A 23,496-nucleotide genomic window follows, 5' to 3' on the forward strand; every position below is an offset into this window, starting at 1 on the left:
GTCCCCACTCTACCCGCCAAGTGGAGACAGCCTCTCCGTTTTCGTGTAGCGTTTTTGCTAACCGGAGAAGCCATCTCCGCATAGGTTGGGCGAGGGACTATGTCAGACATTGCTGAACGGACTGAATTCGAGCAGTCCTCAGCGCCTTCAGGGGACAACCACGCAAAGCGGTGGCTGGTTCTCGCGGTTCTGGGAATTGCGCAGCTGATGGTGGTCTTGGATGCCACCATCGTCAACATCGCGCTGCCTGCTGCGCAGCGCTCACTGGAGTTCGGTGATTCGGACCGCCAGTGGATCATCACGGCATACGCATTGGCGTTCGGCAGCTTGCTGCTACTCGGCGGTCGATTGAGCGACTTGTTCGGGCGCAGGCGAACTTTCATCGTCGGCCTGATCGGCTTCGCAGTGGCTTCCGCCATCGGTGGCGCAGCCGTCAACTTCGAAATGCTTGTTGCCGCTCGTGCCGGCCAGGGCGTATTCGGTGCGCTCCTTGCCCCGGCAGCCCTGTCGCTGCTGTCCGTGACATTCACGGATCCAGGTGAGCGTGCCAAGGCTTTCGGTATCTTCGGTGCCGTTGCCGGCGGCGGTGGCGCCATCGGACTGCTGCTCGGCGGCGCACTCACCGAGTGGGTCGACTGGCGCTGGTGCCTCTTCGTGAATCTCTTCTTCGCGGCGATCGCCCTGGTCGGAGCAGTCCTGTTGCTCGCGCCGCACACCAGTGACTCGCGACCCAAACTCGACATCCCGGGAACGATCCTGGTATCGATCAGCTTGTTCAGCATCGTCTTCGGATTCTCGAAGGCCGAATCGGACGGGTGGAGTGCAACTCCCACCATCTCGTGGCTCGTTGCCGGCGTCGTGTTCATGGCGGCGTTCATCTACTGGCAGACCAAGTCCGAGCACCCGCTCCTTCCGCTGCGGGTGGTCCTCGACCGAATCCGGGCTGGCTCGTACCTGGCGATCTTCCTTTCCGGCGCAGGCATGTTCGCAGTCTTCCTGTTCCTGACGTACTACATGCAGCTGATCCTCGGGTACAGCCCGATCATGACCGGCCTCGCATTCATGCCGATGGTGTTCGGAATCGTGACAGCGGCAACGCTTTCGACAGCGGTTTTGCTACCGCGTGTCGGTCCGCGAGTGCTGATCGTGAGCGGAATGGTCATCGCGGCGATCGGAATGACGCTGCTGGCCCAGATTTCCGTGGACAGCACCTATGCAGTCCACATTCTGCCGGGGCTCGTTGTCACCGGACTCGGCATGGGCAGCATTTTCGCCCCGTCGATGCAGGGAGCAACTTCAGGCGTGCATCACGAAGATGCCGGCGTTGCATCTGCCACGGTCAACACGATGCAGCAGGTGGGCGGCTCGATCGGAACTGCACTGCTCAGCACGATTGCAGCCTCGGCTTCCACCAACTACCTGGTGGGCCGCGAGATGAATCCGCTGACCCAGGCACAGGCTGCCGTCGAGAGTTACACCACGACGTTCTATTGGGCCGCAGGCATATTCGCGGTCGGTGCGGTCTTGACCGGACTGGTTCTTCGGAGTGGACTGCTTCCGGATTCGCCGGAAGGTGAACCGGTAATCGCTCACTGACAGCAAATTTCGGGGTCGACGCCATTGCGGCGTCGACCCCGAAATCGAGTCAGCAGTTCTTATCGGGCGATGCCTGAAACCGATGAAGGACGTGATCGAGTTGTTCGGAGGAAAGCGCCGGGACGGGCAACTCGCGATGGCCGGTGCGGGACGCGCAGAGTCCGTCGATCATGAACCCGAGTGCGCGGCGGTAAGCCTGTGGGGCCTCGTCGCCGCCGAACTTCTGGGCCATCTTGACGACCTGCATGAGAAGCGGAATGTCGTTGACTTCGAAGTCGCTCCGCAGGGTGCCCTGTTCTTTGGCACGATTGACAAGTGCCGCGGTGTGCTGAGCGATCCCGGCGCGCGCGCGAGCGAAAGTGTCGGACGCGAAGCGCCCGTCCATCAGGAGATCGCCGAATCCGCGGTTGTCTGCCATGCGCAGGGAGATCACGTCGAGAAAGTAGACAAGACCTTCCCAGGCGTCTGGCATCTCCCGGGCGGTGGCGGCAATCGTTTCGATCTCGGAGCACCGTGTGTCGAACAGGGCCTGGATCAGCTCGTCCTTGCTGGCGAACCGGCGATAGACGGTGCCGACGCCGACGCCGGCGTGCTTGGCGACGTCCGCCAGCGTGGCGTCGAGTCCTTGGGCAGCGAACACCTCGCGAGCGGAGTTGAGGATGCGCTCGAGGTTGGCCTTGGCGTCGGACCGAAGGCGCGGCTGTGAGCAGTCGGCCGAGGTCCCCGCATGAGAAGCGTCGGGGTGTGTTGTCGGCATCCTCACAGTCTACGGCACTAAGCGGAATGATCGATTCCGTTAGTGCTATATTACTAAGCGGAACGTGTGGTTCCGATTGTCCGTATGAGAGAAGCCGATATGAGCACGTCTGACATCTGGGTCGGGAGCAATCCGATCTCGATGGTGGGTACGCGGAGTGCAGGTTTCGCGGCAACGAGGCTTCGTGCTCTTGCCGGCGACGGCGCCTTTGCTCAGCTCGTTCGTTTTGCCCTCGTCGGCGGAGCCAGCAACATCTTGTACTTTGCCGCTTTTCTGGCGCTGCGCGGTGACGGAGCGCTGGTCGCCAACGCCGTTGGTGCAGTCTTGAGCACCATTCTGGCCAACGAACTGCATCGCCGGCTCACCTTCCATGCCGCGGATCGCGTCAACTGGTTCACCGCGCAGTGGGAAGGCGGTGGACTCGCTCTGGTCGGGTTGATCGCCAGTTCGGCCGCCATCAGTGCGCTCGGCTTCCTTCTCCCCGGAGCCGACGGACTTCTTCAAGCCGGGCTTGTGATCGCAGTGAGTGGAATTGTCGGTGGCCTGCGATTCGTCGCTCTTCGCGGTTGGGTTTTCTGAGCGGTTCTCGAATTCGAATCGGACTCGGCTCGTAGGGAACACTGTGACCTATGAGCCTTTCGATAGCCGACTCCGGCATCCGTCTGGCTGTCCTCTGCATCGTCATGGCTCTTGTCGCCACGCTCGTCTACCGATTCACCTCTCTCGGTAGCGTTCGGGTAGTCCCCGGCGCACTCGCTCGTGGCGCTCTTCAGTTGGCTGCGATTTCGTTGATCCTCGCCGCAGCCTTGGCTCACATCTGGTCAGCGCTCCTCGTGCTCGTCGGCATGTTCGCTGCGGCGTCGTTCACCGCGGCACGACGCTGCGGCGCAGGAACGTCCGGAGCGTGGCTGACCATCGCCTTGGCGTCGGGAATCGGTGTGGTTCTGCCACTGATGCTGCTGTCCGGAGTGGTTCCGCTGGAAGGCATCGCTCTGGTGCCGATCGGCGGAATTGTTCTGGGCGGCGCGATGACTGCAACATCGATGGCAGCCAAACGCGGACTCGACGCCGTCGACGACCGGTACGGGGAAGTCGAAGCCGCACTGAGCCTTGGATTTTCCCAGCGCGATGCACGGTGGGAAGTAGCCCGCACCGCTGCCTCCGACGCCCTGCTACCGGGAGTCGACCAGACGCGCACCGTCGGCCTCGTGACATTGCCCGGCGCTTTTGTCGGCGTTTTGCTCGCGACGGGGTCGGCCGTTCAAGCCGGTGCCGTGCAAATTCTTGTGCTGGCAGGGCTGCTGTTGGCGCAAACCTGCTCGGTCGCCGTGGCGTTGGAACTCGTCGCCCGCGGCTTCGTCTTTCGAGGTAAGACTGTCAGGCCTGCGCGAGTTCGTTGATCTTGTCGCTGCGAAGGACGCGGTCGGGAAGCTCGGGTGTGTTTGCCGCGAGGGTGATCATTGCCCTGCCGATGTTTTCACTGGTGGTCACGCTGCTGGGCCAAACCTTGCGCAAGAGTGGGTAGAGAGGCACGGAGATTTGATAGAAGGCCTTGTACCACCAGGTCTTCGACGGCGATCCCGGGCGCGGACGGATGAATCCCGGCCGGAGGATGTAGGTCGTGAGAGGGAGTGCGAGTAGCGCATTCTCGGTCGCGCCACGTACTCGCTTCCACATGGTCTTGCTGGTTTCGGTGGAGTCGGCGCTTTCGCCGGACACGTAGACGAACACCATCTGAGGGTTCACACCCGACAGTGTCGTGGCGGCGGCAAGCGTGATGTCACGCGTGATGCGGGTGTAGTCGGCTTCGTTCATGCCGGCAGAGGAGACACCGAGGCAGAAGAAGCAGGCATCCGCGCCGGTCAGATCGGCTTCGATCGCCGAGAAGTCGAGCATGTCGCGGTGAACGATGTCGACGATCTTCGGGGCGGTTGTACCGGACGGATTGCGGCCGACGGTCACGACTTCGTCGATTCGTGGATCGTCGAGGCATTCCCTCAGGACGCTGTTGCCGACCATTCCTGTTGCCCCGAAAACGACGACCTTCATGATGTTCCCCCCGGCGTTGGTTCCACTTTCTGTGATGCGCACACTACGGAACGGTCTGCAGTTCATCCGACCGGAGTGGCCAACTGAACGCTTGACCTGCAATTATGAGTCCATTTTGACCCGACTCGTGACTAAAGTCCCTACAAACCGGCTGGACGGTTGGCTGAAAATAGTTTTATGAACGAAGGAGTTGATGAAATACACGTTCTGGGATCGGAGTCAGCCGGTCGAATGGTAGAGGCGTCGACGATCATCGTTCTCGGTGCGCTCTGTGCCGTGGTCGCAGGTTCTGGCGTGTTCTTTGTCGTCGGATCGATTGGTGGCTTCGCCAGACTGCTCTACCTGGTTGTTCGTGGTCCGCTCAACTCTTGCTCGGTACCGGCGTCGAATGTCGAGCTGGTGCCTTCGAGAACGTCATGTGGTCGTTGATGCTCCCGAACGTGGAGTGAAGACGGTCAAGGATGTAGTTCTGACGCATGTTCCACGGTGACTTCGATCCCTGCTTCGGGAACTGTTCCACGGCACGCATGACGTACCCCGACGCCAGATCCAGGATCGGCCGCTGGTCCATTTCTTCGGTCGCGTGCGGCACGCACTTCGAATAGTCGCGCTTGTCCATCTCCGTCAGCAGTCGGCACACGTACATCGACGTGAGGTCTGCTCGCAGAGTCCACGAGGCGTTGGTGTAGCCGACGCACATCGCGAAGTTCGGTACGTCGCTGATCATCATGCCCTTGTAGACGTAACGATCACCGAGGGTGACGGGTTCGCCGTCCACTTCGATGGACATCCCGCCGCACGCCTCCATCTTCAATCCTGTTGCAGTGACGATGATGTCAGCTTCGAGTTCGCGACCTGACGCGAGAAGGATCCCGGTCTCGGTGAAGGTGTCGATGTGATCGGTCTCGATCGAGGCCTTGCCGGATCGGAGGGCTTTGAACAAATCGCCGTCGGGTACGACGCACAAGCGCTGGTCCCAGGGATCGTAGGAGGGTGTGAAGTGAGGATCGAGGGGGATGTCTTTCGGGAGTTGACGACTGATCGCGAGGTTCAGCATCCTCTTTGCACGCGCCGGACTGCGTCGGCACAGTTGGTAGAAACTCAGGTTCACTACGACGCTCTTCCATCGAGCGATGCTGTGCGCGAGTTGATTCGGCAGTACCGCGCGAATGGTGTCCGATAATTTGTCGCTGGACGGCAGCGCCAGAATGTACGTCGGTGATCGCTGGAGCATCGTGACGTGGCTTGCGTCCCGTGACATCGTGGGGACCAAAGTGACTGCGGTGGCGCCGCTTCCGATCACAACGACCTTCTTGTCGGAGTAATCGAGTTCTTCGGGCCAGAACTGGGGGTGCACTACCTCACCGGCAAACGATTCACGTCCGGGGAAGTCGGGGGTGTATCCGCCGTCGTAGCTGTAGTACCCGCTGCAGAGATAGAGGAAGTTACAGGTCAATGTTTCGTCTTCGTCGCCGGTCGTGACCGTGACTGTCCAGGTCGAGGTCGCTGACGACCATGATGCGGCCGTCACCTTCCGGTTGTACCGAATCTTCTTGTCGATCCCGTTCTCTCGCGCGGTGTCGCGCACGTACCGCAGGATCGAATCACCGTCGGCGATTGCTTTGGCATCTGTCCACGGGCGAAACGGGTAGCCGAGCGTGAACATGTCGGAATCCGATCGGATGCCGGGATACTTGAAGAGGTCCCAGGTTCCGCCGCTGTTCGCTCGGGCCTCGAGGATTGCGTACGACTTTCCTGGAAGCTCGGTCTGGAGTCGATAAGCAGCACCGATGCCGGACAAGCCGGCGCCGACGATCAGGACATCGAGGTGTTCGGTGCTCATCAGTTCGGACTCCGTATCGACTATGTGGGGCCACCGGCAGAGTTAGTGCTCGATCACCACACTACTGAACGATGCTCAGTAAGGCGAGGAGGACCATGTGATCGTTGGTGGTCGGATTGCCGCGCACAGTGGTTTACCTGCGGCGTCGGTGAGCCCGAGGTCTCCGTGGAGCACACCGGAAGCGTCGGCCTGCTCGACGATGTGCTCGGGGATCGCGTCGAGCATCAGCTTTGCGCGCCGAAACATCTCGAACGTCTGGTCATCGGATACCGTCACCCAGGACAGGTAGATGAAGCGTCCGCGAGGTGGACCCTGGATGTGTGGACCGAGAATGTCCCAGGCACCGGACTTTCGCTCCTGGCTCGCTGTCAGTTCCCATCGCACTGTCTCGGTATCTCCTGGTACGAGGTCGAGGACTTCGTGTGGCTTGCCTCGGCGCTGAACGCCGACGTGGATGTTGCTGCGCCCTTCGAAGGTTGCGGTTTCGGAACACTCACGTCCGGGCAGGCTGTGACCGGTGATGATGATCTGCATATCGACATCATGCTCCGCACAGGTCGGGAGGGGTTGGCGTGGTGAGTCGTTCGGGTAGAACCTTTGTTGCGGCCGTGGTGGCGAGCATCCTGTTGTCGAGTCTCGGCTGGGGGTCAGGTGCTGCCGCGGCGACGACGGACGAACCGGAAGTCGCGGGCGCGCTGGAGTCCTATGGCGAACTCTCGGCCGCAGTGTTTCCGGTCGGCGCCGGTGAGACGCAGAGGGTCGTGTATCGAACTCTGCGTACCGCTGACAGATGGGGAGAGTCGTCAGGGTCCGTGTTTCTGCCGGAAGGTGCCCCACCGGCGGGCGGTTGGCCCGTCATCTCGTATGCCCACGGAACTTTGGGCAGTGCGGATCAGTGTGCACCCTCGTCGACCGGATTCGGTCCGGGCGAGATCGAACCGATCGAACGCTGGTTGGAGCAGGGATACGCGGTAGTCGCTACCGACTACTCGGGACTTGGTACCGACGGGGTGCTGGCCTATCTCGACGGACATGCCGCCGGCGCGAATGCGGTCGACATCGTGCGGGCAGCGCACGAGTTGTACGGCAGTGTGCTGAGTCCCCGGTGGATGGTTGCGGGTTTGTCCGAAGGCGGTCATGCGGCGTACTTCGCGGGACACGAGGCCACCACTCGTGCACCGGAATTGGATTTCCGCGGCTCGGTCGTTGTTGCCGGCCCCACCCATATGGAAGGTTTGTTTCCGTTGGGCGGACCGCTGTTTCCCGACATCGGCATCACGGGGTTGGTGGGATACGCGCTGTACGTTCTGGCCGGGATCGACGATCAACGACCCGAAGAGAACATTCGGGAGGTTCTCTCGCCGCAGGGGATCGAGTGGATGGAAAAGGCTCGGACACTGTGCGCCGGAGATCTCGGCCGCCACATTCGCGCCGAACGAATCCAGTTGAGCTCGTTGTTTTCTCGGTCGGTGTGGACGCCACGCTTCCACGATCTGTTTCGCGAGATGATGCAGGTGCCGGTCGACGGCTACGACCGGTCACTGCGTGTGGTGCAGAGCGTGTCGGACACAACGGTTCCTGTCGCCCTTACCTGGGCGCAACTGGTCGACATGCGTTCGCGAGGAACGCAGTTCGAGTATCAAGAACTCAGCGGAATCAGCCACGGCCAAACGACGGTCGCTTCGATGGACCAGACCATGGAATTCATCGATCGATTGATGAGGTGATGTTCGGCGGTGTTGTTGTTGCAGTTTGTTGTTTCAGGGTGGTTGTTCAGCGCATACGTCGCGGCCCGTAATCGTGGCCACCGTTGGCGAACCACACGATTGCCGCAATCGCGTACAGGATGCAGACCAGGAGTAGTAGCCCGCCTGCGATCCACAGCGAGATCTGACCGAGTCGTTTCACTCGATCGGACGCGTACCGCGACCCGGCCACATCGCCGTCGGCCCACAGCGGATACACGTTGAAGGCGTGCGTGAAAGCGGAGAAGGAGAGCGGCCAGAAGAACAGCAGCGAGACCACTGCCCAACCCGCATTGACGGGCGGTCGAATCGGGTGCTGAGGAACGGATTGCTGGACGGTGGGTTGATCCGGGTTGGTCATGGGGGCTCCTGACATGAGGTGGCCCTTTCGACGCTACTGCGATGGAGCTGAAGAATCACTGAGTGTGCACGATCAGCCGTAATGCCAGTCGCGATCCATCCGTCGGAAGTACGGAAAGAGTGTGGCCTCCTCGAAATCGAGGTGCGACTGCATATGATCCGCCAATTCGGAGATTGCGGCGTGTGCCCGATTGACCGTGGAGGATTCGGTGCTCAGCGCGAGTGACGCACGCTTGGCTTCCGACACGATCTCCCCGACAAGCTTGTGTTCTGCCTGCAGTCGTTCGACCGCAGGGGCCAACTCGGGAAAGTTCCTGGTCATTACGGGGAACATACGTTGATCTTCGATGGTGTGGTGCAGAGTCAGCGTGTTGCAGTAGAAGTCGCAGTTGACCCGTAGTTGCCAGACGAAATCCGCGATCGTCAGATTGTCGATCATTTCGGGTATCCGAGTCAGATCGGCGGTTTCGTCCGACAACAGTTGCAGGGCATTCTCGAGTACCTCGATATCGGCTCGCAGAGGTTCGTGAACCTGACGTAGCTGTTCGATCATCCTCAGACCGGCAACTGTTGCCGTGTTGTGCGAATGAGGGGCGTTCACGTCAGCGCAACTCGATCCCGCTCCGCGAGCATCCTCGCTACCGGCAGGACGTCCTTCGCTGCCATCTCGATACGCTCGAATACCTCAGGGTTGAGGATAGTCGTTCCGTCGAAATCACCTGAGCTGAGATAGATCCCGACCGGAGCGGTCAGCGCTTGGAAGAATGCGAACAGTGGACGCAGGGCATGATCCAACACGAGAGCGTGGCGGTCGCTGCCACCTGTCGCAGCAAGAATCACCGGAGTGTTGGCAAGCGCGTACTGGTCCACGAGATCGAAGAAATGCTTGAACATTCCCGTGTACGAGCCGCGGAACACCGGTGACGCCGCGATGACGATATCGGCAGACTCGACTGCTGCCAGCGCTTCGGCGGTCACTGAGTCGACGTGATCGCGATCCAGAGCAGATGCAAGACCTGGAATCAGATCCACGATCTCGAAAACTCGTGTGTCGATCTGCTCGAAGTCTCCCAAGGTTTCGACGATCAGGTCGACGAGGGCACGAGTCTTGGAGGGTTTTTGGAGGTTGCCGACAACGGCAACAATTTTGAGCGGTGTGCTCATCGAAACTCCTATTTTTGGGACGATTTCAGTGATTCGATTTCCTTACGCACAACGGGCGCTACTTCGGTGCCGAGGATCTCGATCGCACGCAGCATGTCCTTCTGTGGCACATTGCCGAACCCCATCTGGATCATGATGCGGTCATGATGGAACAGTTCGTACTGCGCCATCGTCTTGTCGATGATTTCCTGCGGGCCGCCGAGGAAGAACGCACCCGCGGTGGTTGCCTGCGCCTCATATGCCCTGCGCGGCATGGGAACTCCGTTTCCCCGCTGATGATGATTCTGCATCCACCCGGCCTGGAAGTACGGGTACGACGTGTCGAGTGCTGTTTGCTTCGAGGTATCGACAAATCCTGGCGAAGCAATCGAGACAGCCAGCTTCTTCGGATCGTGTCCGAACTCCGCTGCAGCCCTGCGGTACAGATCGACGAACGGTTCGAACTGTTGGTAACTTCCACCGATGATGGCCAGTGAGAGGGGCAGGCCCAGTTTCGCGGCACGGACGACAGAGGCCGGAGTACCTCCGACTGCGATCCACACCGGAATCTGACGGTCCGGGCGGGGCGTCACGTCACCGTCGATCAGTGGTGGGCGAAGTTGTCCTTCCCAGTTGATCGGGTTCTCGTCGCGCAGTTTCAGTAGTAGATCGAGCTTTTCGGCGAAGAGTTCGTTGTACTGAGACAGGTCGTACCCGAAAAGCGGAAATGACTCCGTGTACGAACCTCGGCCGGCAATGATCTCGGCACGGCCTTCGGAAAGCAGGTCAACTGTCGCGAACTGTTGGAACACACGTACGGGATCGTCGGAACTGAGTACAGATACGGCGCTGGACAGCTTGATCTTGTCGGTAGCCTGAGCCATTGCCGCGAGCACAACTGCAGGGGCTGAGACTGCGAAGTCGGTGCGATGGTGCTCGCCGACGCCGAAGACATCGAGTCCAACCTGATCGGCAACGGTTGCCTGCTCGACCAAATGGCGAAGGTGGACACCGGGATTCATCATCGCGCCGGTAGTGGGATCTGGGGTGAGTTCACCGAAATGGTAGACGCCCAATTCGAAAGCCATGTTGTTTCTCGCTATCTGTTCGTGGGGGTGATGGAAAGTTGTTCTGCGTGCGCATCGCATGCGCCGCCTTGATTCGTGTGATGTGCGGCAAGTCGGGAGAAGAAGCGTTCGAGTACCGGAAGCTCCTCGGTTTCAATGAGATCGGAGAAGTATTCGGCGATCCCTCGCGTGTGTATGGCGGACGCTTTTCGAAGCGTCTTCTTGCCCGCAGGCGTCATCGATACCGTCACGACGCGTCGATCGTTGTCCGGGCGAACGCGCTCTGCCAGTCCTGCCTCGACCAATCGATCGACGACGCGCGTCACGCCACTGGTGGTGACCAGGACCAGTTCGGCCAGATCGCCCATTCGGATCGTGTTTCCCGGCGCTTCGTGCAGTCGGAGCAGAACGTCGTACTGGCCAAGGGTGAGCCCGGTGGTGGTTCGAAGGTCCGCCTCCATCTTGCCGAGGATGACGCTGTGGCTGACCACTAGGTCGCGCCAGACGGAACCACGTCGACGTTCATCGGTAGTCATCGGTGACAGCCTCCATTTATTTGCGCTCGCAAGTATTGCTTACTCAAATAATACGCCTGGATCGATCGAACTATTCCCCGCTCTCATTTGTGCTGGTAGCAAAGCATTGACTCGAACACGTGTTCGAGTATTCTTGTGTGTAGGGGATCGGGGGATTCAATGAGCGTGCTGTTGTCGGATGTGGTGTCTGGTTCTGCGGTGGGGTTGCGCGGACGTCTGTGGCAGTTGTCTGCTTCTGAGTTGCGTGCTGCTGCTATTGAGGCGAGTGCGGAGATTCTTCGTCTCGAGGCTGTTCGTGTGGCGGTGGGGGACGAACTCTCGATGCGTCCTGATGATCAGGTGATTGCGAGCCGCGGGGTGGGTTGCTGGTTGGCGGCCAACACGATGCTGCAGGTTCGGGACGGGAAGAAGATCGCCGACCTGGGTGCGGCGCTGCGGCCTTTTCCGGCGGTGGCGGCCCGGTTCGATGGCGGGGACTGCTCGTTCGAGCATGCCGTGTTGATCGTGGCGTTCTGCGAGTCACCGCCGAAGGGAATGCCGGACGAAGCGCTCCCTCGCTGTATCGATTTGTTGTTGGCTGCCGCGTCGGGCGTGGAGGCGACAACGACGAAGGTGCGGAACGTGATCGCGACCTTGGAGCGAGTGTTCGAATCGGATGAGATTCCGCCCGCCGAAGATGTGGATCGGAATGAATTGCGGATCGCGTCGACGTTGAACGGTCGGGTGGTGGTGCGCGGCGATTTCGATGCTCTCACCGGGGAAATGTTGTTGTCGGCGTTGTCGAATCTGACGATGCCCACCCCCGCTGCGGATGGAACCCCGGATTCTCGCTCGGCGGCGAAACGCACGGCGGATGGGTTCACCGAACTGATCCGCCGGTATCTGGACTGCGCGAAGACCGGTGTCGATGGTGGGCAGCGTCCGCATGTGAACGTGCACATCAACGCCCGTGATCTTGCGGAGCACCGGGACTGCGCCGCCGCACCCTCGCCCGATGGTGGTGGAGTGGCTGTGTCGGATCTCGATGTCGGGCACATGCCCTGGCTGGGGCCACTGTCGGTGTCGCAGACCAGGCTTCTCGGGTGCGATTGTTTCCTCTCGACTGTTCTGCTCGACGATCGCGGGGCGCCACTCGACGCGAAACCCGGGAAACGGTTGGTGTCCGCCGAACAGCGAGTGGCGTTGATCGCCCGCGACAAAGGCTGCTCCTTCCCCGGCTGCACGTGTGTACCGGCCTGGACGGATGCGCACCATATTCGGCACTGGGCGAACGGCGGCCCGACGGTGATGAACAACCTTGTCCTGCTGTGCCGTTCACATCACCGGCTGATGCACCGAAAATCCGGGTTCGTCGGGAAATGGGTGATCCGCATCGGCGTCGACAACAAACCGTGGTTCATCCCGCCGCCCTCGATCGACCCCGGCCAGCACCCACGGCCCGCGAACACCACCTTCAAAACCTGAGGTAGTACTCCTCGGGCACAACAGAACACGGGCCAGCACCGCATCGAAGGGATCCTCCGATGCGGTGCCAGCAGGCCGTGGGGGAGTCGAATCAGTGCTTCGAGCGCTTGTGGCGGTACATCTCGGCATCGGCCGTATCCCAAGTCTCGGAAAGGCTTTGGAACATGGAAAAGTCGGCTCGGCCGATCGAACAACGGACGTCGGCATTCCGGAACGCCTTCTCCAAACACTCGACCAGGTAGTCGACGGCGCGCGGCTGTGTATCGGGCAGAGCGATTCCGAACTCGTCTCCGCCCAACCGTGAAACCACCGCACCAGGGTGCGCGCATGCTGCCAAGATCTTGCCGGCCCGTTGAACATATTCGTCACCCGCGGCGTGACCGAGTTCGTCGTTGATGGTCTTCATGCCGTCCAGATCGACGATGATGATAGATCCCGGATCGGCGAATTGGCGGTACCGGGTTTGCTCGGCCTCGAGGATGCGGTTCCACCCGCGCCGATTGAGAAGACCTGTCAACGGGTCGGTCTCGGCATCGAGTTGCGCAGTTTCGGCCAGTCGCACTGACTGCGCGCGCTGATAGTCGACATCGAGAATCGTTCCGAGGAGTCGGCACAGGAGAGTGAGGAGGGCCAGGTTGTCCTCGAGTACGGAGTCGCCCGTAATCGGGTCGGCGCCACACAGAGTGCCGAAGAGACTGCCGTCGTTGTGAAGGATTGGGATGCTGACGTATGCGCCTATGCCTTCCCACCTGTCATCTCGGGAAAGTGCAGGTACGAGTGCGCGATTCGATGAGGCTGGCGGCGCATTTCCGAGGACTACCTCGCTGCACATGGTGTTTTGCCAAGTCCGGGTCTCGCCGACTTCGATGTGAAGTGGGTTGGGTGAGACGGTGAGAAAGATTTGATTCGACCCGTCGAACCGCGTGATCGACCACAGTGCCAGCGGAAGATATTCGTCGAGGTAGGACACGATCGAGCGACTGGCGTCGTCGAAATTCGTCAGTGGTGGCAGGAGTGGCAACATCGGGATGGTGCGCGCCTGGCCGTGCGGCATTTGGTGACCTCCTGATCGACCCTAAGATTCTGTCGATGTTCAGGCTCTTGGTCCCGCGTGCGACAAATCTTCCACGAACAGTCTGCCTCGAGAATCCTGGCGATTGCTGAAAGTGTGCTGTGATTCTTCCGACCGCGGGGCCGTTGATTCTTTGGTGGCCCGCTAATCTTCAGGCATGGAGCTGGCGCGTGGAGCGAACACAGTCGTTGACGGAACTTCGCTGAAGGTGGCGGTGAACGGTAGCGCCCCGGGCACGGTGGACCTGATGGTGTTCCAGCTCGACGAACGGAACCAGGTGCGGAACGACGCAGATTTTGTCTTCTTCAATCAGCCGGTGTCGCCCGAAGGTGCGGTGCGCTTGGAGTCCGGCGGCGTCATCGAAATCGACATTGCGAGGTTGCCCGCCGACATCCACCAGCTGAGTGTTGCCGTGGCGCTTGATGCGGCGGCAAACGGAACCCTTTCTGCTGTCGGGGGCCTTGGTGTCGTGGTGGAGCAGGCTGGTTCCACCGCTATCGTGGCTCAGGCTTTGGGTTTGACGAGTGAGAGGGCAGCGGTCCTCGTCGAGATCTATCGCCGCGGCACGGACTGGAAGGTTCGGAACGTTTCGGCGGGTTGGGACAGCGGATTGGCAGATCTGGTCACTGCATTCGGAGTCTCGGTCGACGAGGAACCGCAGAGCCGACCCGACTCGGCTGAATCGGCAGATGGCATTCGGACCGTGCCCGACGAAGCCAAACTCTCGATGGTGAAGCGGGAAAAGCTGGACCTCCGAAAGCGCGAAGTGGCCAAGGTCCTGCTGACCAAGGGTGGCAACGGAATTCGGGCGCGAGTGGTCCTGGTGATCGACAAAACCGGAAGTATGGCCAAGCAGTACCGCACCAGAGTGGTGCATCGTGTTGTCGAACGCATGGTTCCCGTTGCGATCCAGCTCGATGACGACGGCAAGCTGGAGCCGTACTTGTATGCAGTCAGCTTCGTCAAGCTTCCCGAGATCTCTGTTCATGACGCGGAAGAGTGGTCGGATACCTACCTGCACTTGCGCGGCTCGCACGGCGGATTCAACTATGACAAGATCGGCGCCGCAAATCGTGAAGTGCCGATCATGACTGAGATTCTCTCCGGCCTGACACGTGGTTCGGCGCCGACGCTCGTCCTGTTCTTCACCGACGGAGGCTTCAGCGAGCGCAAGGAAATCACGAAATTGATGCGCGAAGCGTCTGGGCTCCCGGCCTTTTGGCAGTTCGTCGGAATCGGCAAGGCCAACTACGGAGTGCTGGAGAAGCTCGACGACCTCGACGGCAGGGTGGTCGACAATGCCGGATTCTTCGCGCTGGACGACATCGACACCGTCGACGACGCCCAGTTGTACACCCGTTTGCTGAGTGAATTCCCGGATTGGCACAAGGCAGCTGTAGCCGCGGGCATCACGACGCCGTGATTTAGCTGGTCGAAACCAACTGCGGTGCATTCTCTTTCAAGAATTCGTCGATGTGCGCCCAGGTGGAGTCTCTCGCGGTGGGGCCGGCAACGAGCCCGAGGTGACTTCCCGGCGCCTTCTCGAACCGGACCGACGGCGCTCCGGTGAGGACCGACGTGATCGCTTCCACCGAAGCGATGGGTGCAATCACGTCGGTGGTGCCGCCGATCGCGAGAACGGGAACGCTCAGAGCTGACAGTTTGATCTCGCGCCCGGCAAGCGTGACAGCGTCGTTGTAGAGATTGTTGCCGAGCATGAGTTGTTCGCAGATCTGCTGAAATGCCTTGCCCGGGTATCCAGGCATGGCTGCCATGAACTTGTCTATCGATTCCATACGAGCCAGGGTCTCGGTGTTGTGAAGATTGCGGACGATGAACCATGGCTTGAGGACTTCGCGCTGCAACGCCGTCACCTTGTAACTCGCCTGAACGAGTGGAGCAGGTAGTCCGCCGACCAGATTGGTCGCGGAGGTGAGCGGGGTATCGCCCGTGTATTTGCCGATCAGCCTCAACGGGCTGATAGCGGGAATCTTCGTGTAATCGATTGGCGTGCCGATTGCCGTGATCGATGCGATCGGAAGGTCGGAGTGAGCGGAGCCCGTGAGCAGAGACATGGTCCCGCCGAGGCTCCACCCGATCAGCGAAACAGGTGCGCCGTCATGTAGGTCCGAGATCGTTCGGATCGCTTCCGGGATGATGTCGTCGACCCAGGCCTCGAAACCCATACCGCGGTCGGAGTACCGCATGGTCCCGTAGTCGAGGAGGTAGGGCGTGTTTGCGCCATCCAGTAGGTGTGCGGCGAGGCTCTGGCCTGCACGAAGGTCGTAGCAGTCGGCTGAAACCGCGAGGGGAGGTACGAGGAGGACCGGATTGCCTCTGGGCGTCCACAATGCGCCGAAGCGATACAGATCGCGGTGTGGACCTTCGCTGATCAGTACCGACGGCGTGCGTTCGGCCTTCTCGACACCGTCGCCGAACGAGAGTCCCCATGCATTGCGCGCTGCGGTGTCCAGCGTCGGACGCCACGTCGCGATCAAACCACTGATATCGAGCACTGGTTCCCCTCGGAGTCGAATCGGCGGACGGCCGAGTCAGCCGCGCTCGGTGTATGTTACCTGCCTTCACATACATCGATCTCGGGGGTGCAAAAACCCAGCTCGGCAACGGAGCCACCGTGCCGAGCTGGGCTGATCGGGGTGATCTGGCAGTGATCGGGTGGGGACGATCAGGCGGGGACGATCAAGCCGGTCGAGGCTGTGGCCGTCGCGTATCGCTGTGCAACGTCTTCCCAGTTGATGACGTTCCAGTAGGCCTTCACGTAGTCCGCCTTGACGTTCTTGTACTGCAGGTAGAAGGCGTGCTCCCACATGTCGAGCATGAGCAACGGAACGATACCGATGCTGATGTTGCCCTGCTGGTCGGTGAGCTGCTCGATGACCAGGCGCTGCCCGACCGTGTCGTAGGCCAGTACCGCCCAGCCGGACCCCTGCAAAGTCGTTGCTACAGCGGAGAAGTGGTTGACGAATGCGTCGAAGGTACCGAAGTGCTCGTCGATCGCGGCTGCCAACTCGCCTTCTGGTCGCTCACCGCCGTTGGGGGAGAGGTTCTTCCAGAATATCGAGTGATTGGTGTGGCCGCCGAGGTGGAAGGCGAGGTTCTTACTGAGCAGCGGCGCCTTCGCAGTGATCGTGCCGTCTTCGCGTGCAGCAGCCAACTGCTCGATTGCGCTGTTGGCGCCCGCCACGTACGTGGCGTGGTGCTTGCTGTGGTGCAGTTCCATGATCTCGCCGGAGATGTGCGGTTCGAGTGCGGCGTAGTCGTAGTCCAGCTCGGGGAGAACGTATTCAGTCATGTGACATGCCTTCCTTTGAGGAAATGTTGTGAGACGAGAGATTTCGATAGGTTCGATCGTGATAGACGAGCGGCGCTGACACGTGCTGCGGATCGATGACGTCGACGACGCGCGCGGTGACAATCACTGCGGAGCCACACGTCGTGGCATTCAAGGGAACCGCCCGCAAGGCGTGGCCCGTGCCGTGCAGGAATGGTTCACCCGTCGACAGAAACGACCAGCGCATGTCGTCTCCGAAGCGCACAGCGCCGCGGGTCGCGAACGTGGCCGCCAGTCGCTCGTTCGCCGAATTTGCCAGGTGAACAACAAAACTGCTTGCGGAAGCAATGACGCTCGCAGAACCACGCAACGACTGCAGTGAGAACGCCAGAACTGCCGGATCGGCGCTGATCGAGATCACCGAAGACGACGTGATGCCGGCCGGGCCGTCATTGCCCGTGGCGGTGATGATCGAGACGCCGGCGGGATGATTTCGGAATGCCTCGACGAATGCGCTTCGGATGGACGGCGCCGAATCAACAGCGACATCCGAAACAGGTTGGGTGCCAACTAATTTTGTCGTCACACTTAGCACCTCTTCTGACTCGGGTTTTGCTGTCGTTGCACTGTCTTGTGCAATACCGACGTTAAAACCTCGAGTGCAGTTGAGGTCAAGGTGCTGTGGCGGACCTCACCGTCCGAGCTTGGCTGCCAGACGTTCCATGTATCCGACCACCTCTTCGGGGCTCTTGTCCGGAGTGCCGAACATCGCCTCCGTGACACCGATATCTGCCCAGTGGGCGAGCTTCTCCGGATCGGGTTTGCCTGCCAGGACGGTTATTTCAGGCTCGCCGACTCTACCTGCTTCGGCCCAGATCTTTCGGAGCAGTTCCACGTTTCCGTCGATCTCCTGCTCGATCGGTGTGGTGATCCACCCGTCGGCAGACTTTGCGATCCACTTGAAAGTCTTCTCGTTGCCGCCGCCGCCCAACATGATGGGAGGACGGGGCTTCTGAACGGGCTTGGGCCAGGCCCAACTAGGCCCGTACTTCACGAATTGGCCGTCGTACGAAGCTTCTTCCTTCGACCACAGTTCACCCATGGCTTCGAGATACTCCCGGAGTGCGGTCCGGCGTTTGTTGGGCGGTACGCCGTGGTCGGCGAGTTCCTCTGCATTCCAGCCGAATCCGACGCCGAAAACCACGCGTCCGTCGGAAAGATGGTCCAGCGATGCGATGGTTTTCGCGAGAGTGATCGGATCGTGTTCGAGGGGGAGGGCCACCGAGGTGCCCAATCGGATGGTGCTCGTGACCGACGCGGCGGTGCCGAGGGCAACCCAGGGGTCGAGTGTGCGCATGTAACGGTCGTCGGGCAATTCTGCCGACTGGGTTCCGGGGTGATCGGAATCCCTCGATACGGGGATGTGAGTGTGCTCCGGAACGTAGAAGGCGTCGAATCCATTCGCCTCCGCAGCCTTTGCTGCATCGGCAGGGCGGATGCCGCGATCACTGGTGAACAGGCTGAGTCCGTAGCGCACTGGTTCTCCTTCGATGGTCCGTCGAAAAACTGTAACCTGTTGCATCTTCGTTCGGATAGGTTTCCAGCCCAGTAAATCGATTGCCGACGTGACCGGGGGCGTGGTGAACTCGGGCGGAGTTGTTGTGGGCCGAGAGGTGGATGCAGTAGAGATGGACGCAGTGGAGATGAATCGGTTGTCGTGGAATGCGGCGACCGTCGCTCACAACAGTCACAAAGGTGACCAAGCACAGTTCTTTCGCAACGGCGGGTCGACCTTGTTTCCGGAAGAAGTGGCGCTGCTCGGCGAGATCGACGGCTCCTCGATTCTTCATCTGCAGTGCAATTCCGGTCAGGATTCGCTGAGTTTGGCTGCTCTCGGTGCCGCGGTGACCGGCGTCGACATCTCGGATTCTGCGATCGACTTCGCGCGAACGTTGTCTGCGGAATCCGGCATTGCCGCCGATTTCGAGCGAGCGGATGTATCTGCGTGGCTCCGAGATGCCGGCGCTACCGGGAGGAAGTTCGATCGAGTCTTCTCTTCGTACGGAACGGTGATCTGGTTACCCGATCTCGACGAGTGGGCCGAGGGGATTGCCGGTGTTCTGGCGCCGAACGGTCGATTCGTTCTGGTGGAGTTTCATCCGTTTGCCATGTGTTTCGACGAGAAGTGGTCGCTGACATACCCGTACGGAGGCGGGACTCCCGTGACCGAACCCGGTGGCGTCGGCGACTACGTGGCAGATTCAGCCGATCTCGTCTTGCCGGGCGCTCGGGGAGACGGAGTCGAGAACTTCGAAAATCCCTTCCCTTCATGTGAATTCAACTGGTCCATCGCCGAGGTGCTCGGCGCCCTGCGGCGTGCCGGATTGACGCTCGAGTCCTTCGACGAGTACCCGTACGCCAACGGTTGGCAAGGATTCGAGGAGATGGCAGAACTCGGTGGCAAGCGTTGGGGAGTCCCGGCCGGACGACCAGAGATACCGCTGATGTATTCGCTGTCTGTTCGCTTGGCCGACTGACGCCTATTTCCCCCGCATTTGCGGGTAATTGCAGACACAGGTAGTAATTACCCCCATGCCCACGACGCCACTGACACGACGCATCGCCGTCGACCTGTGCCGTCTTGGTGCCAACTGCTGTTGCTGTTGATTCCTTCCGACTCTCCTGAGTGAGAACGGCGCCGCTCTGTGCGCCTTCGCCCCTGCATGTGCGCTCGTTGCTGCATGTGTGCCGGAATTTTCCGTACGTCGAGGAAGAACAGCGATGTCGACTCCTGTCGAAGCAATAGAACCAACACCAGTCGCGGAACCGAACCGTGAACCGCGTCGGCCGTGGACTTCGAGTGTGACCACTGTCGGACTGCCGGTGCTCTCAGTGATCGCATTCTTGGCCTTGTGGCAGGTCGCCGCGGCGAGCGGCACCTGGAGTGAGACCTTCGTGCCCTTTCCGAGCACGGTCTGGCATGCCTTCGTCAACACGATGACCACGCACGACGGAGTGCGTGGCTACCAGGGGTATTTGCTCTGGGAGCACCTCTACATGACGCTGCGACGGGTGCTGGTCGGTGTGATCATCGGCGTCGGATTGGGCGTGATCCTAGGTTTGGCAATGGGATCGGTGACATGGCTGCGGAGCCTGCTCGAACCGTGGTTGACCTTCCTGCGGGCACTGCCGCCCTTGGCGTACTTCTTCCTGCTGGTGATCTGGCTGGGAATCGACGAGGCGCCGAAGATCACGCTTCTGGCGTTGGCTGCGCTACCGCCGGCAGCAGTGGCCACCACAGCTGCTGTTGTCGCGGCACCCGTCGGGCTGGTCGAAGCTGCCAGGGCGCTGGGAGCCTCACGGGCACAAGTGATCCGAGACGTGGTTGTCCCGTCGGCGCTGCCTGAAACTTTCACGGGCATTCGCTTGTCGGTGGGTATGGCGTACTCGTCAGTTGTCGCGGCCGAATTGTTCAACGGCATCCCCGGAATCGGCGGAATGGTCAAGGATGCAAGCAATTACAACAACACTCCGGTAGTGCTGGTGGGGATCTTCGCCATCGGATTCTCCGGTTTGATCATCGACGGACTGTTGCGGGCTGCTGAGCGCCGCGCCGTTCCCTGGAGGGGAAAAGTATGACCGACAATAAGAAATATGGCAGCATTTCCGAGCCCAGCGGCAATCTGAAGCGCAACAGCAATCCGAACCGCAACGAGGGAAGGGCTTCCCGGACGGCGTTCACGGTGCTGATCGGCGTTCTTGCCCTTGTTCTCGGTGCGTGCTCGGTGGATCATTCGGGCCAGGATTCGTCCAAGGAAACGATCCGTATCGCCTACCAGTCGTTCCCGAGCGGCGACTTGATAGTCAAGAACAATCGCTGGCTCGAAGACGCATTGCCCGAGTACAACGTGAAGTGGACGAAGTTCGATTCGGGAGCCGACATCAACACCGCCTTCATTGCCGGTGAAATCGATTTCGGCGCAATCGGTTCGAGTCCGGTTGCTCGTGGCCTCTCGGCACCGCTGAACATTCCGTACCAGGTCGCGTTTGTTCTCGACGTGGCCGGCGACAACGAAGCCTTGGTGGCGCGCAACGCAACCGGAATCAAGACCGTCGCAGATCTGCGTGGCAAGAAAGTGGCCACGGCATTCGCCTCGACCGCGCACTACAGTCTGCTGGCAGCACTGAACCAGGCCGGACTCAGTGCTGACGACGTCCAGTTGGTGGATCTCCAGCCGCAAGCATCCCTCGCTGCCTGGCAGCGCGGTGACATCGATGCCGTCTACACCTGGTTGCCCACGCTCGACGAGCTCCGTAAGGACGGAACACAGTTGATCGCCAGTCGCGAGCTCGCGACGGCTGGAAAGCCGACACTCGATCTTGGTGTGGTGTCGACCGCGTTTGCCAAGGATCACCCCGAGATCGTCGATACCTGGCGCCAGGTTCAGGCCCGCGCGCTCACGACGATCGCCACGGACCCGGACGCGGCAGCGGAAGCTGTTGCCGCGCAATTGGGCGCCTCGAAGGACGACGCGGCAGCGCAGCTGAAGCAGGGAGTGTTCCTCACTCCCGAGCAGATCTCCTCGCCGGAATGGCTGGGCGCCGAAGGCGCTCCCGGGAATCTGGCAGTGAACCTGCAGAGTGCAGCGCAATTCCTGGCCGAGCAGAAGCAGATCGACAGTGTGCCTGATCTGGCGGTCTTTCAGAATGCTCTCTATGTGAAGGGGCTTCCCGATGTCCTTGACCAGTAGCGAGACCGCACAGCAGGCCGCGGGAGGATTCGCTGCCGACCGCCCGGGCGCGATCCGAATCGACACCGTCTCGCACAAGTACGGCCACGGTCGAGAGTCCGTCACGGCACTCGGGCCGGTATCGATCGACGTCGCCCCTGGTGAGTTTCTGGTCCTCGTCGGAGCGTCGGGTTGCGGCAAGAGCACATTGCTGCGGCTGATTGCAGGTTTCGAAAATCCTTCCAGCGGAACAGTTCAGGTATCAGGATCCGACCCGATTCCCGGGTCGAGTGCCGGCGTGGTGTTTCAGCAACCACGATTGTTTCCGTGGAAATCGGTGGGCGGCAACATCGATCTGGCACTCAAATATGCCGGGGTGACGAAGAGCGAACGCGGGCGAAGGCGCGACGAGCTTCTCGACCGCGTCGGTCTGGGCGGCACTGCGGACCGGCGTATCTGGGAAATCTCCGGCGGGCAGCAGCAGCGGGTAGCAATTGCCCGGGCCCTGGCGGCCGAAACATCGTTGCTGTTGTTGGACGAGCCCTTTGCCGCATTGGACGCCCTCACTCGCGAGCGTCTACAGGAGGACCTCCGCAGTGTCAGTGCCGAATCGGGGCGAACAAGTGTCTTCGTCACTCACAGTGCCGACGAGGCGGCCTTTCTCGGCTCCCGCGTCGTAGTTCTGACAAGCCGGCCCGGCAAGGTCGCACTGGACCTGAAAATCGATCTGCCACGAACCGGCGTCGATCCCGACGATCTCCGAGGCTCACCCGAATACGCGGCATTCCGAGCCGAAGTCGGCCATGCGGTCAAGGTTGCTGCTGCAGCGTAGGTACCCTGCGCGTCGACTACCAGGTGGCCGCGTCGATAATAGGAAGGAGAACGTGCAGGACACGACGAACAAGGAGTGGTCATGGCAACTGAGGTGGAGTCCGGTGACCTCGTGCAGGCAGCCGGCCATGCGGGTCCGTGGACGGTAGTCGAAGTTCGCCAGGGCATGGCGTTGCTCGAACACAGTGACGGGCACAGGTTGTCGCGTCGAACGACGACGTTGACCGTCGTCCGCAAGGGCTCGGGCAAGAAGACGACGGCGGTCGACGACGGGAAAGACGAAAACGGGTCGCCTACCCTGTTCGACTGACCTTCTGTCAGCCCGAGACGGCGTCAGCTGGAGAAGACGTCGTCGACGCGTTTGTCGAAGTACTCGGCGATTCGGAACGCCAGCGACAGACGCGGGTCGAAGTGGCCCTTCTCGATCGAGATGACGGTTTGGCGCGTGATTCCGAGTGCGTCGGCGCACGCTTGCTGTGACAATCCGGCTGCCGTACGAAGTTCTTGAAGGTTGTTGCGCATCAGATCTCGATCGTGGGGGCGCGGTCCCTCGACACCGCCCAGTACCGAATTCCGAAGTCGACCAGGCCGAGGGCAGTGAAGATCAGGAGCGGCAGTTCGGGAGCGCCGAAGACATTGTGCGCGATCAGCGCGATTCCCATGGCAGTGATCAAGTCTGTGAACGCGCCGAATCCGGCCTTGCGACTCCATTCTGTTTCGACGGTGTCCTCGGGATAGGCGGGAGCCTTGTTCTTTTCCGATGGGAAAAGGGCCCATACCGATCCGATGCAAGCCGGCGCCATGACGATTGCGAAGACGACGAAGGTCAACGTCTTCTGGTCGCCGGCGGTCAGTGCTGCGAAAAAGCCGAGGGTCAGCGTTACTGCGACGCCGATGCCGATAACCAGGCTCCACCGTGCCGTGGTGCTCATGAAGCCTCCCGGATGTAAGAGTTCTTTGACAGGGTTGAGCGTAGATTCACGCACGCCGTATGTCAAAGAACTCTTACAT

Annotated in this window: 27 protein-coding genes; 11 read left to right on the forward strand and 16 right to left on the reverse strand. The window is 60.7% G+C overall.

The features are described from left to right. Positions 1-99: 99 nt before the first annotated feature. Positions 100-1,596, forward strand: a complete 1,497-nt coding sequence (locus RE4_RS04305; protein ID WP_003940566.1) for an MFS transporter — start codon at positions 100-102, stop codon at positions 1,594-1,596. Between the two features lie 49 nt (positions 1,597-1,645). Here RE4_RS04305 and RE4_RS04310 read toward each other — a convergent pair whose 3' ends face one another. Next, positions 1,646-2,353 carry a TetR/AcrR family transcriptional regulator gene (locus tag RE4_RS04310; protein WP_020970663.1) on the reverse strand — a complete coding sequence of 236 codons (708 nt, stop codon included), beginning with the start codon at positions 2,351-2,353 and terminating at the stop codon, positions 1,646-1,648. Between the two features lie 141 nt (positions 2,354-2,494). Between RE4_RS04310 and RE4_RS04315 the strand changes: the two genes are divergently transcribed. Together RE4_RS04315 and RE4_RS04320 are read left to right on the forward strand one after the other, a co-directional pair. Next, the gene (locus tag RE4_RS04315; RefSeq protein ID WP_020908979.1) at positions 2,495-2,932 is read left to right on the forward strand and encodes a GtrA family protein; all 438 of its coding nucleotides are present in this window, start codon (positions 2,495-2,497) and stop codon (positions 2,930-2,932) included. A gap of 50 nt (positions 2,933-2,982) precedes the next feature. Further along, positions 2,983-3,753 (forward strand): ABC transporter permease, encoded by a 771-nt coding sequence (locus tag RE4_RS04320; protein ID WP_020970661.1) that lies wholly within the window; start codon positions 2,983-2,985, stop codon positions 3,751-3,753. Here RE4_RS04320 and RE4_RS04325 read toward each other — a convergent pair. The 3 genes from RE4_RS04325 to RE4_RS04335 form a co-directional block, all read right to left on the reverse strand. Further along, positions 3,731-4,444, reverse strand: a complete 714-nt coding sequence (locus RE4_RS04325; protein ID WP_238076571.1) for an NAD(P)H-binding protein — start codon at positions 4,442-4,444, stop codon at positions 3,731-3,733. The genes RE4_RS04320 and RE4_RS04325 overlap by 23 nt on opposite strands. A gap of 319 nt (positions 4,445-4,763) precedes the next feature. Continuing rightward, complete coding sequence (locus RE4_RS04330; RefSeq protein WP_020970659.1) at positions 4,764-6,245, reverse strand: flavin-containing monooxygenase; 1,482 nt, start codon at positions 6,243-6,245, stop codon at positions 4,764-4,766. Between the two features lie 75 nt (positions 6,246-6,320). Beyond that, the gene (locus tag RE4_RS04335; RefSeq protein WP_029256154.1) at positions 6,321-6,779 is read right to left on the reverse strand and encodes a DUF5990 family protein; all 459 of its coding nucleotides are present in this window, start codon (positions 6,777-6,779) and stop codon (positions 6,321-6,323) included. Between the two features lie 38 nt (positions 6,780-6,817). On the opposite strand from RE4_RS04335, the gene RE4_RS04340 reads away from it, so the two are divergent. Further along, complete coding sequence (locus tag RE4_RS04340) at positions 6,818-7,972, forward strand: alpha/beta hydrolase (protein WP_060938064.1); 1,155 nt, start codon at positions 6,818-6,820, stop codon at positions 7,970-7,972. Between the two features lie 46 nt (positions 7,973-8,018). Here RE4_RS04340 and RE4_RS04345 read toward each other — a convergent pair whose 3' ends face one another. From RE4_RS04345 to RE4_RS04365, 5 genes are all read right to left on the reverse strand, one after another. After that, a complete protein-coding gene (locus RE4_RS04345; protein ID WP_003940071.1) occupies positions 8,019-8,351 on the reverse strand; it encodes a CD225/dispanin family protein in 333 nt (110 codons plus the stop codon). Positions 8,352-8,423: 72 nt separating this feature from the next. Continuing rightward, positions 8,424-8,951 carry a hemerythrin domain-containing protein gene (locus tag RE4_RS04350; RefSeq protein WP_020970656.1) on the reverse strand — a complete coding sequence of 176 codons (528 nt, stop codon included), beginning with the start codon at positions 8,949-8,951 and terminating at the stop codon, positions 8,424-8,426. After that, the gene (msuE, locus tag RE4_RS04355; RefSeq protein ID WP_019745144.1) at positions 8,948-9,514 is read right to left on the reverse strand and encodes an FMN reductase; all 567 of its coding nucleotides are present in this window, start codon (positions 9,512-9,514) and stop codon (positions 8,948-8,950) included. The genes RE4_RS04350 and msuE overlap by 4 nt, the downstream gene beginning before the upstream one ends. 8 nt (positions 9,515-9,522) lie before the next feature. Further along, positions 9,523-10,581, reverse strand: a complete 1,059-nt coding sequence (locus tag RE4_RS04360; RefSeq protein WP_060938065.1) for an LLM class flavin-dependent oxidoreductase — start codon at positions 10,579-10,581, stop codon at positions 9,523-9,525. An 11-nt stretch (positions 10,582-10,592) separates the two neighbouring features. Beyond that, complete coding sequence (locus RE4_RS04365; protein ID WP_060938066.1) at positions 10,593-11,096, reverse strand: MarR family winged helix-turn-helix transcriptional regulator; 504 nt, start codon at positions 11,094-11,096, stop codon at positions 10,593-10,595. Positions 11,097-11,255: 159 nt separating this feature from the next. Here RE4_RS04365 and RE4_RS04370 point away from each other — a divergent pair, with 159 nt between their 5' ends. Continuing rightward, complete coding sequence (locus RE4_RS04370; protein WP_060938067.1) at positions 11,256-12,560, forward strand: HNH endonuclease signature motif containing protein; 1,305 nt, start codon at positions 11,256-11,258, stop codon at positions 12,558-12,560. Positions 12,561-12,651: 91 nt separating this feature from the next. On the opposite strand, the gene RE4_RS04375 is transcribed toward RE4_RS04370, so the two are convergent. After that, entirely contained in the window at positions 12,652-13,614 is a 963-nt protein-coding gene (locus RE4_RS04375; RefSeq protein ID WP_060938068.1) for a GGDEF domain-containing protein, read from the reverse strand. A gap of 175 nt (positions 13,615-13,789) precedes the next feature. On the opposite strand from RE4_RS04375, the gene RE4_RS04380 reads away from it, so the two are divergent. After that, the gene (locus tag RE4_RS04380; RefSeq protein ID WP_060938069.1) at positions 13,790-15,055 is read left to right on the forward strand and encodes a vWA domain-containing protein; all 1,266 of its coding nucleotides are present in this window, start codon (positions 13,790-13,792) and stop codon (positions 15,053-15,055) included. A gap of 1 nt (position 15,056) precedes the next feature. Here the strand turns inward: RE4_RS04380 and RE4_RS04385 are convergent, their stop codons facing one another. The 4 genes from RE4_RS04385 to RE4_RS04400 form a co-directional block, all read right to left on the reverse strand. Further along, positions 15,057-16,148, reverse strand: a complete 1,092-nt coding sequence (locus RE4_RS04385; RefSeq protein ID WP_060938070.1) for an alpha/beta fold hydrolase — start codon at positions 16,146-16,148, stop codon at positions 15,057-15,059. A 170-nt stretch (positions 16,149-16,318) separates the two neighbouring features. Next, a complete protein-coding gene (locus RE4_RS04390; RefSeq protein WP_003940303.1) occupies positions 16,319-16,945 on the reverse strand; it encodes a superoxide dismutase in 627 nt (208 codons plus the stop codon). Continuing rightward, entirely contained in the window at positions 16,938-17,510 is a 573-nt protein-coding gene (locus RE4_RS04395; protein WP_019745136.1) for a flavin reductase, read from the reverse strand. The genes RE4_RS04390 and RE4_RS04395 overlap by 8 nt, the downstream gene beginning before the upstream one ends. Before the next feature lie 105 nt (positions 17,511-17,615). Further along, positions 17,616-18,461 carry an LLM class F420-dependent oxidoreductase gene (locus tag RE4_RS04400; protein ID WP_019745135.1) on the reverse strand — a complete coding sequence of 282 codons (846 nt, stop codon included), beginning with the start codon at positions 18,459-18,461 and terminating at the stop codon, positions 17,616-17,618. A gap of 88 nt (positions 18,462-18,549) precedes the next feature. Here RE4_RS04400 and RE4_RS04405 point away from each other — a divergent pair, with 88 nt between their 5' ends. From RE4_RS04405 to RE4_RS04425, 5 genes are all read left to right on the forward strand, one after another. Next, entirely contained in the window at positions 18,550-19,461 is a 912-nt protein-coding gene (locus RE4_RS04405; RefSeq protein WP_060938071.1) for a class I SAM-dependent methyltransferase, read from the forward strand. Between the two features lie 244 nt (positions 19,462-19,705). Beyond that, positions 19,706-20,563: an ABC transporter permease gene (locus RE4_RS04410; protein WP_021332086.1), complete on the forward strand. Its 858-nt coding sequence runs from the start codon at positions 19,706-19,708 to the stop codon at positions 20,561-20,563. Further along, a complete protein-coding gene (locus RE4_RS04415; protein WP_042952828.1) occupies positions 20,560-21,675 on the forward strand; it encodes a taurine ABC transporter substrate-binding protein in 1,116 nt (371 codons plus the stop codon). Before RE4_RS04410 ends, RE4_RS04415 begins: the two co-directional genes overlap by 4 nt. After that, on the forward strand, positions 21,659-22,486 hold the full coding sequence (locus tag RE4_RS04420) for an ABC transporter ATP-binding protein (RefSeq protein WP_019745131.1): 828 nt from the start codon (positions 21,659-21,661) through the stop codon (positions 22,484-22,486). Before RE4_RS04415 ends, RE4_RS04420 begins: the two co-directional genes overlap by 17 nt. 81 nt (positions 22,487-22,567) lie before the next feature. Then, on the forward strand, positions 22,568-22,795 hold the full coding sequence (locus RE4_RS04425; RefSeq protein WP_021345436.1) for a hypothetical protein: 228 nt from the start codon (positions 22,568-22,570) through the stop codon (positions 22,793-22,795). 23 nt (positions 22,796-22,818) lie between these two features. On the opposite strand, the gene RE4_RS04430 is transcribed toward RE4_RS04425, so the two are convergent. Both RE4_RS04430 and RE4_RS04435 read right to left on the reverse strand, forming a co-directional pair. Beyond that, entirely contained in the window at positions 22,819-23,007 is a 189-nt protein-coding gene (locus tag RE4_RS04430) for a helix-turn-helix transcriptional regulator (protein ID WP_019745129.1), read from the reverse strand. Then, on the reverse strand, positions 23,007-23,417 hold the full coding sequence (locus RE4_RS04435; protein ID WP_020970646.1) for a hypothetical protein: 411 nt from the start codon (positions 23,415-23,417) through the stop codon (positions 23,007-23,009). The genes RE4_RS04430 and RE4_RS04435 overlap by 1 nt, the downstream gene beginning before the upstream one ends. Positions 23,418-23,496 lie beyond the last annotated feature (79 nt).

The sequence above is a fragment of the Rhodococcus erythropolis NBRC 15567 genome, from assembly GCF_001552595.1.
GTDB classification, from domain to species: Bacteria; Actinomycetota; Actinomycetes; order Mycobacteriales; family Mycobacteriaceae; genus Rhodococcus_F; species Rhodococcus_F erythropolis.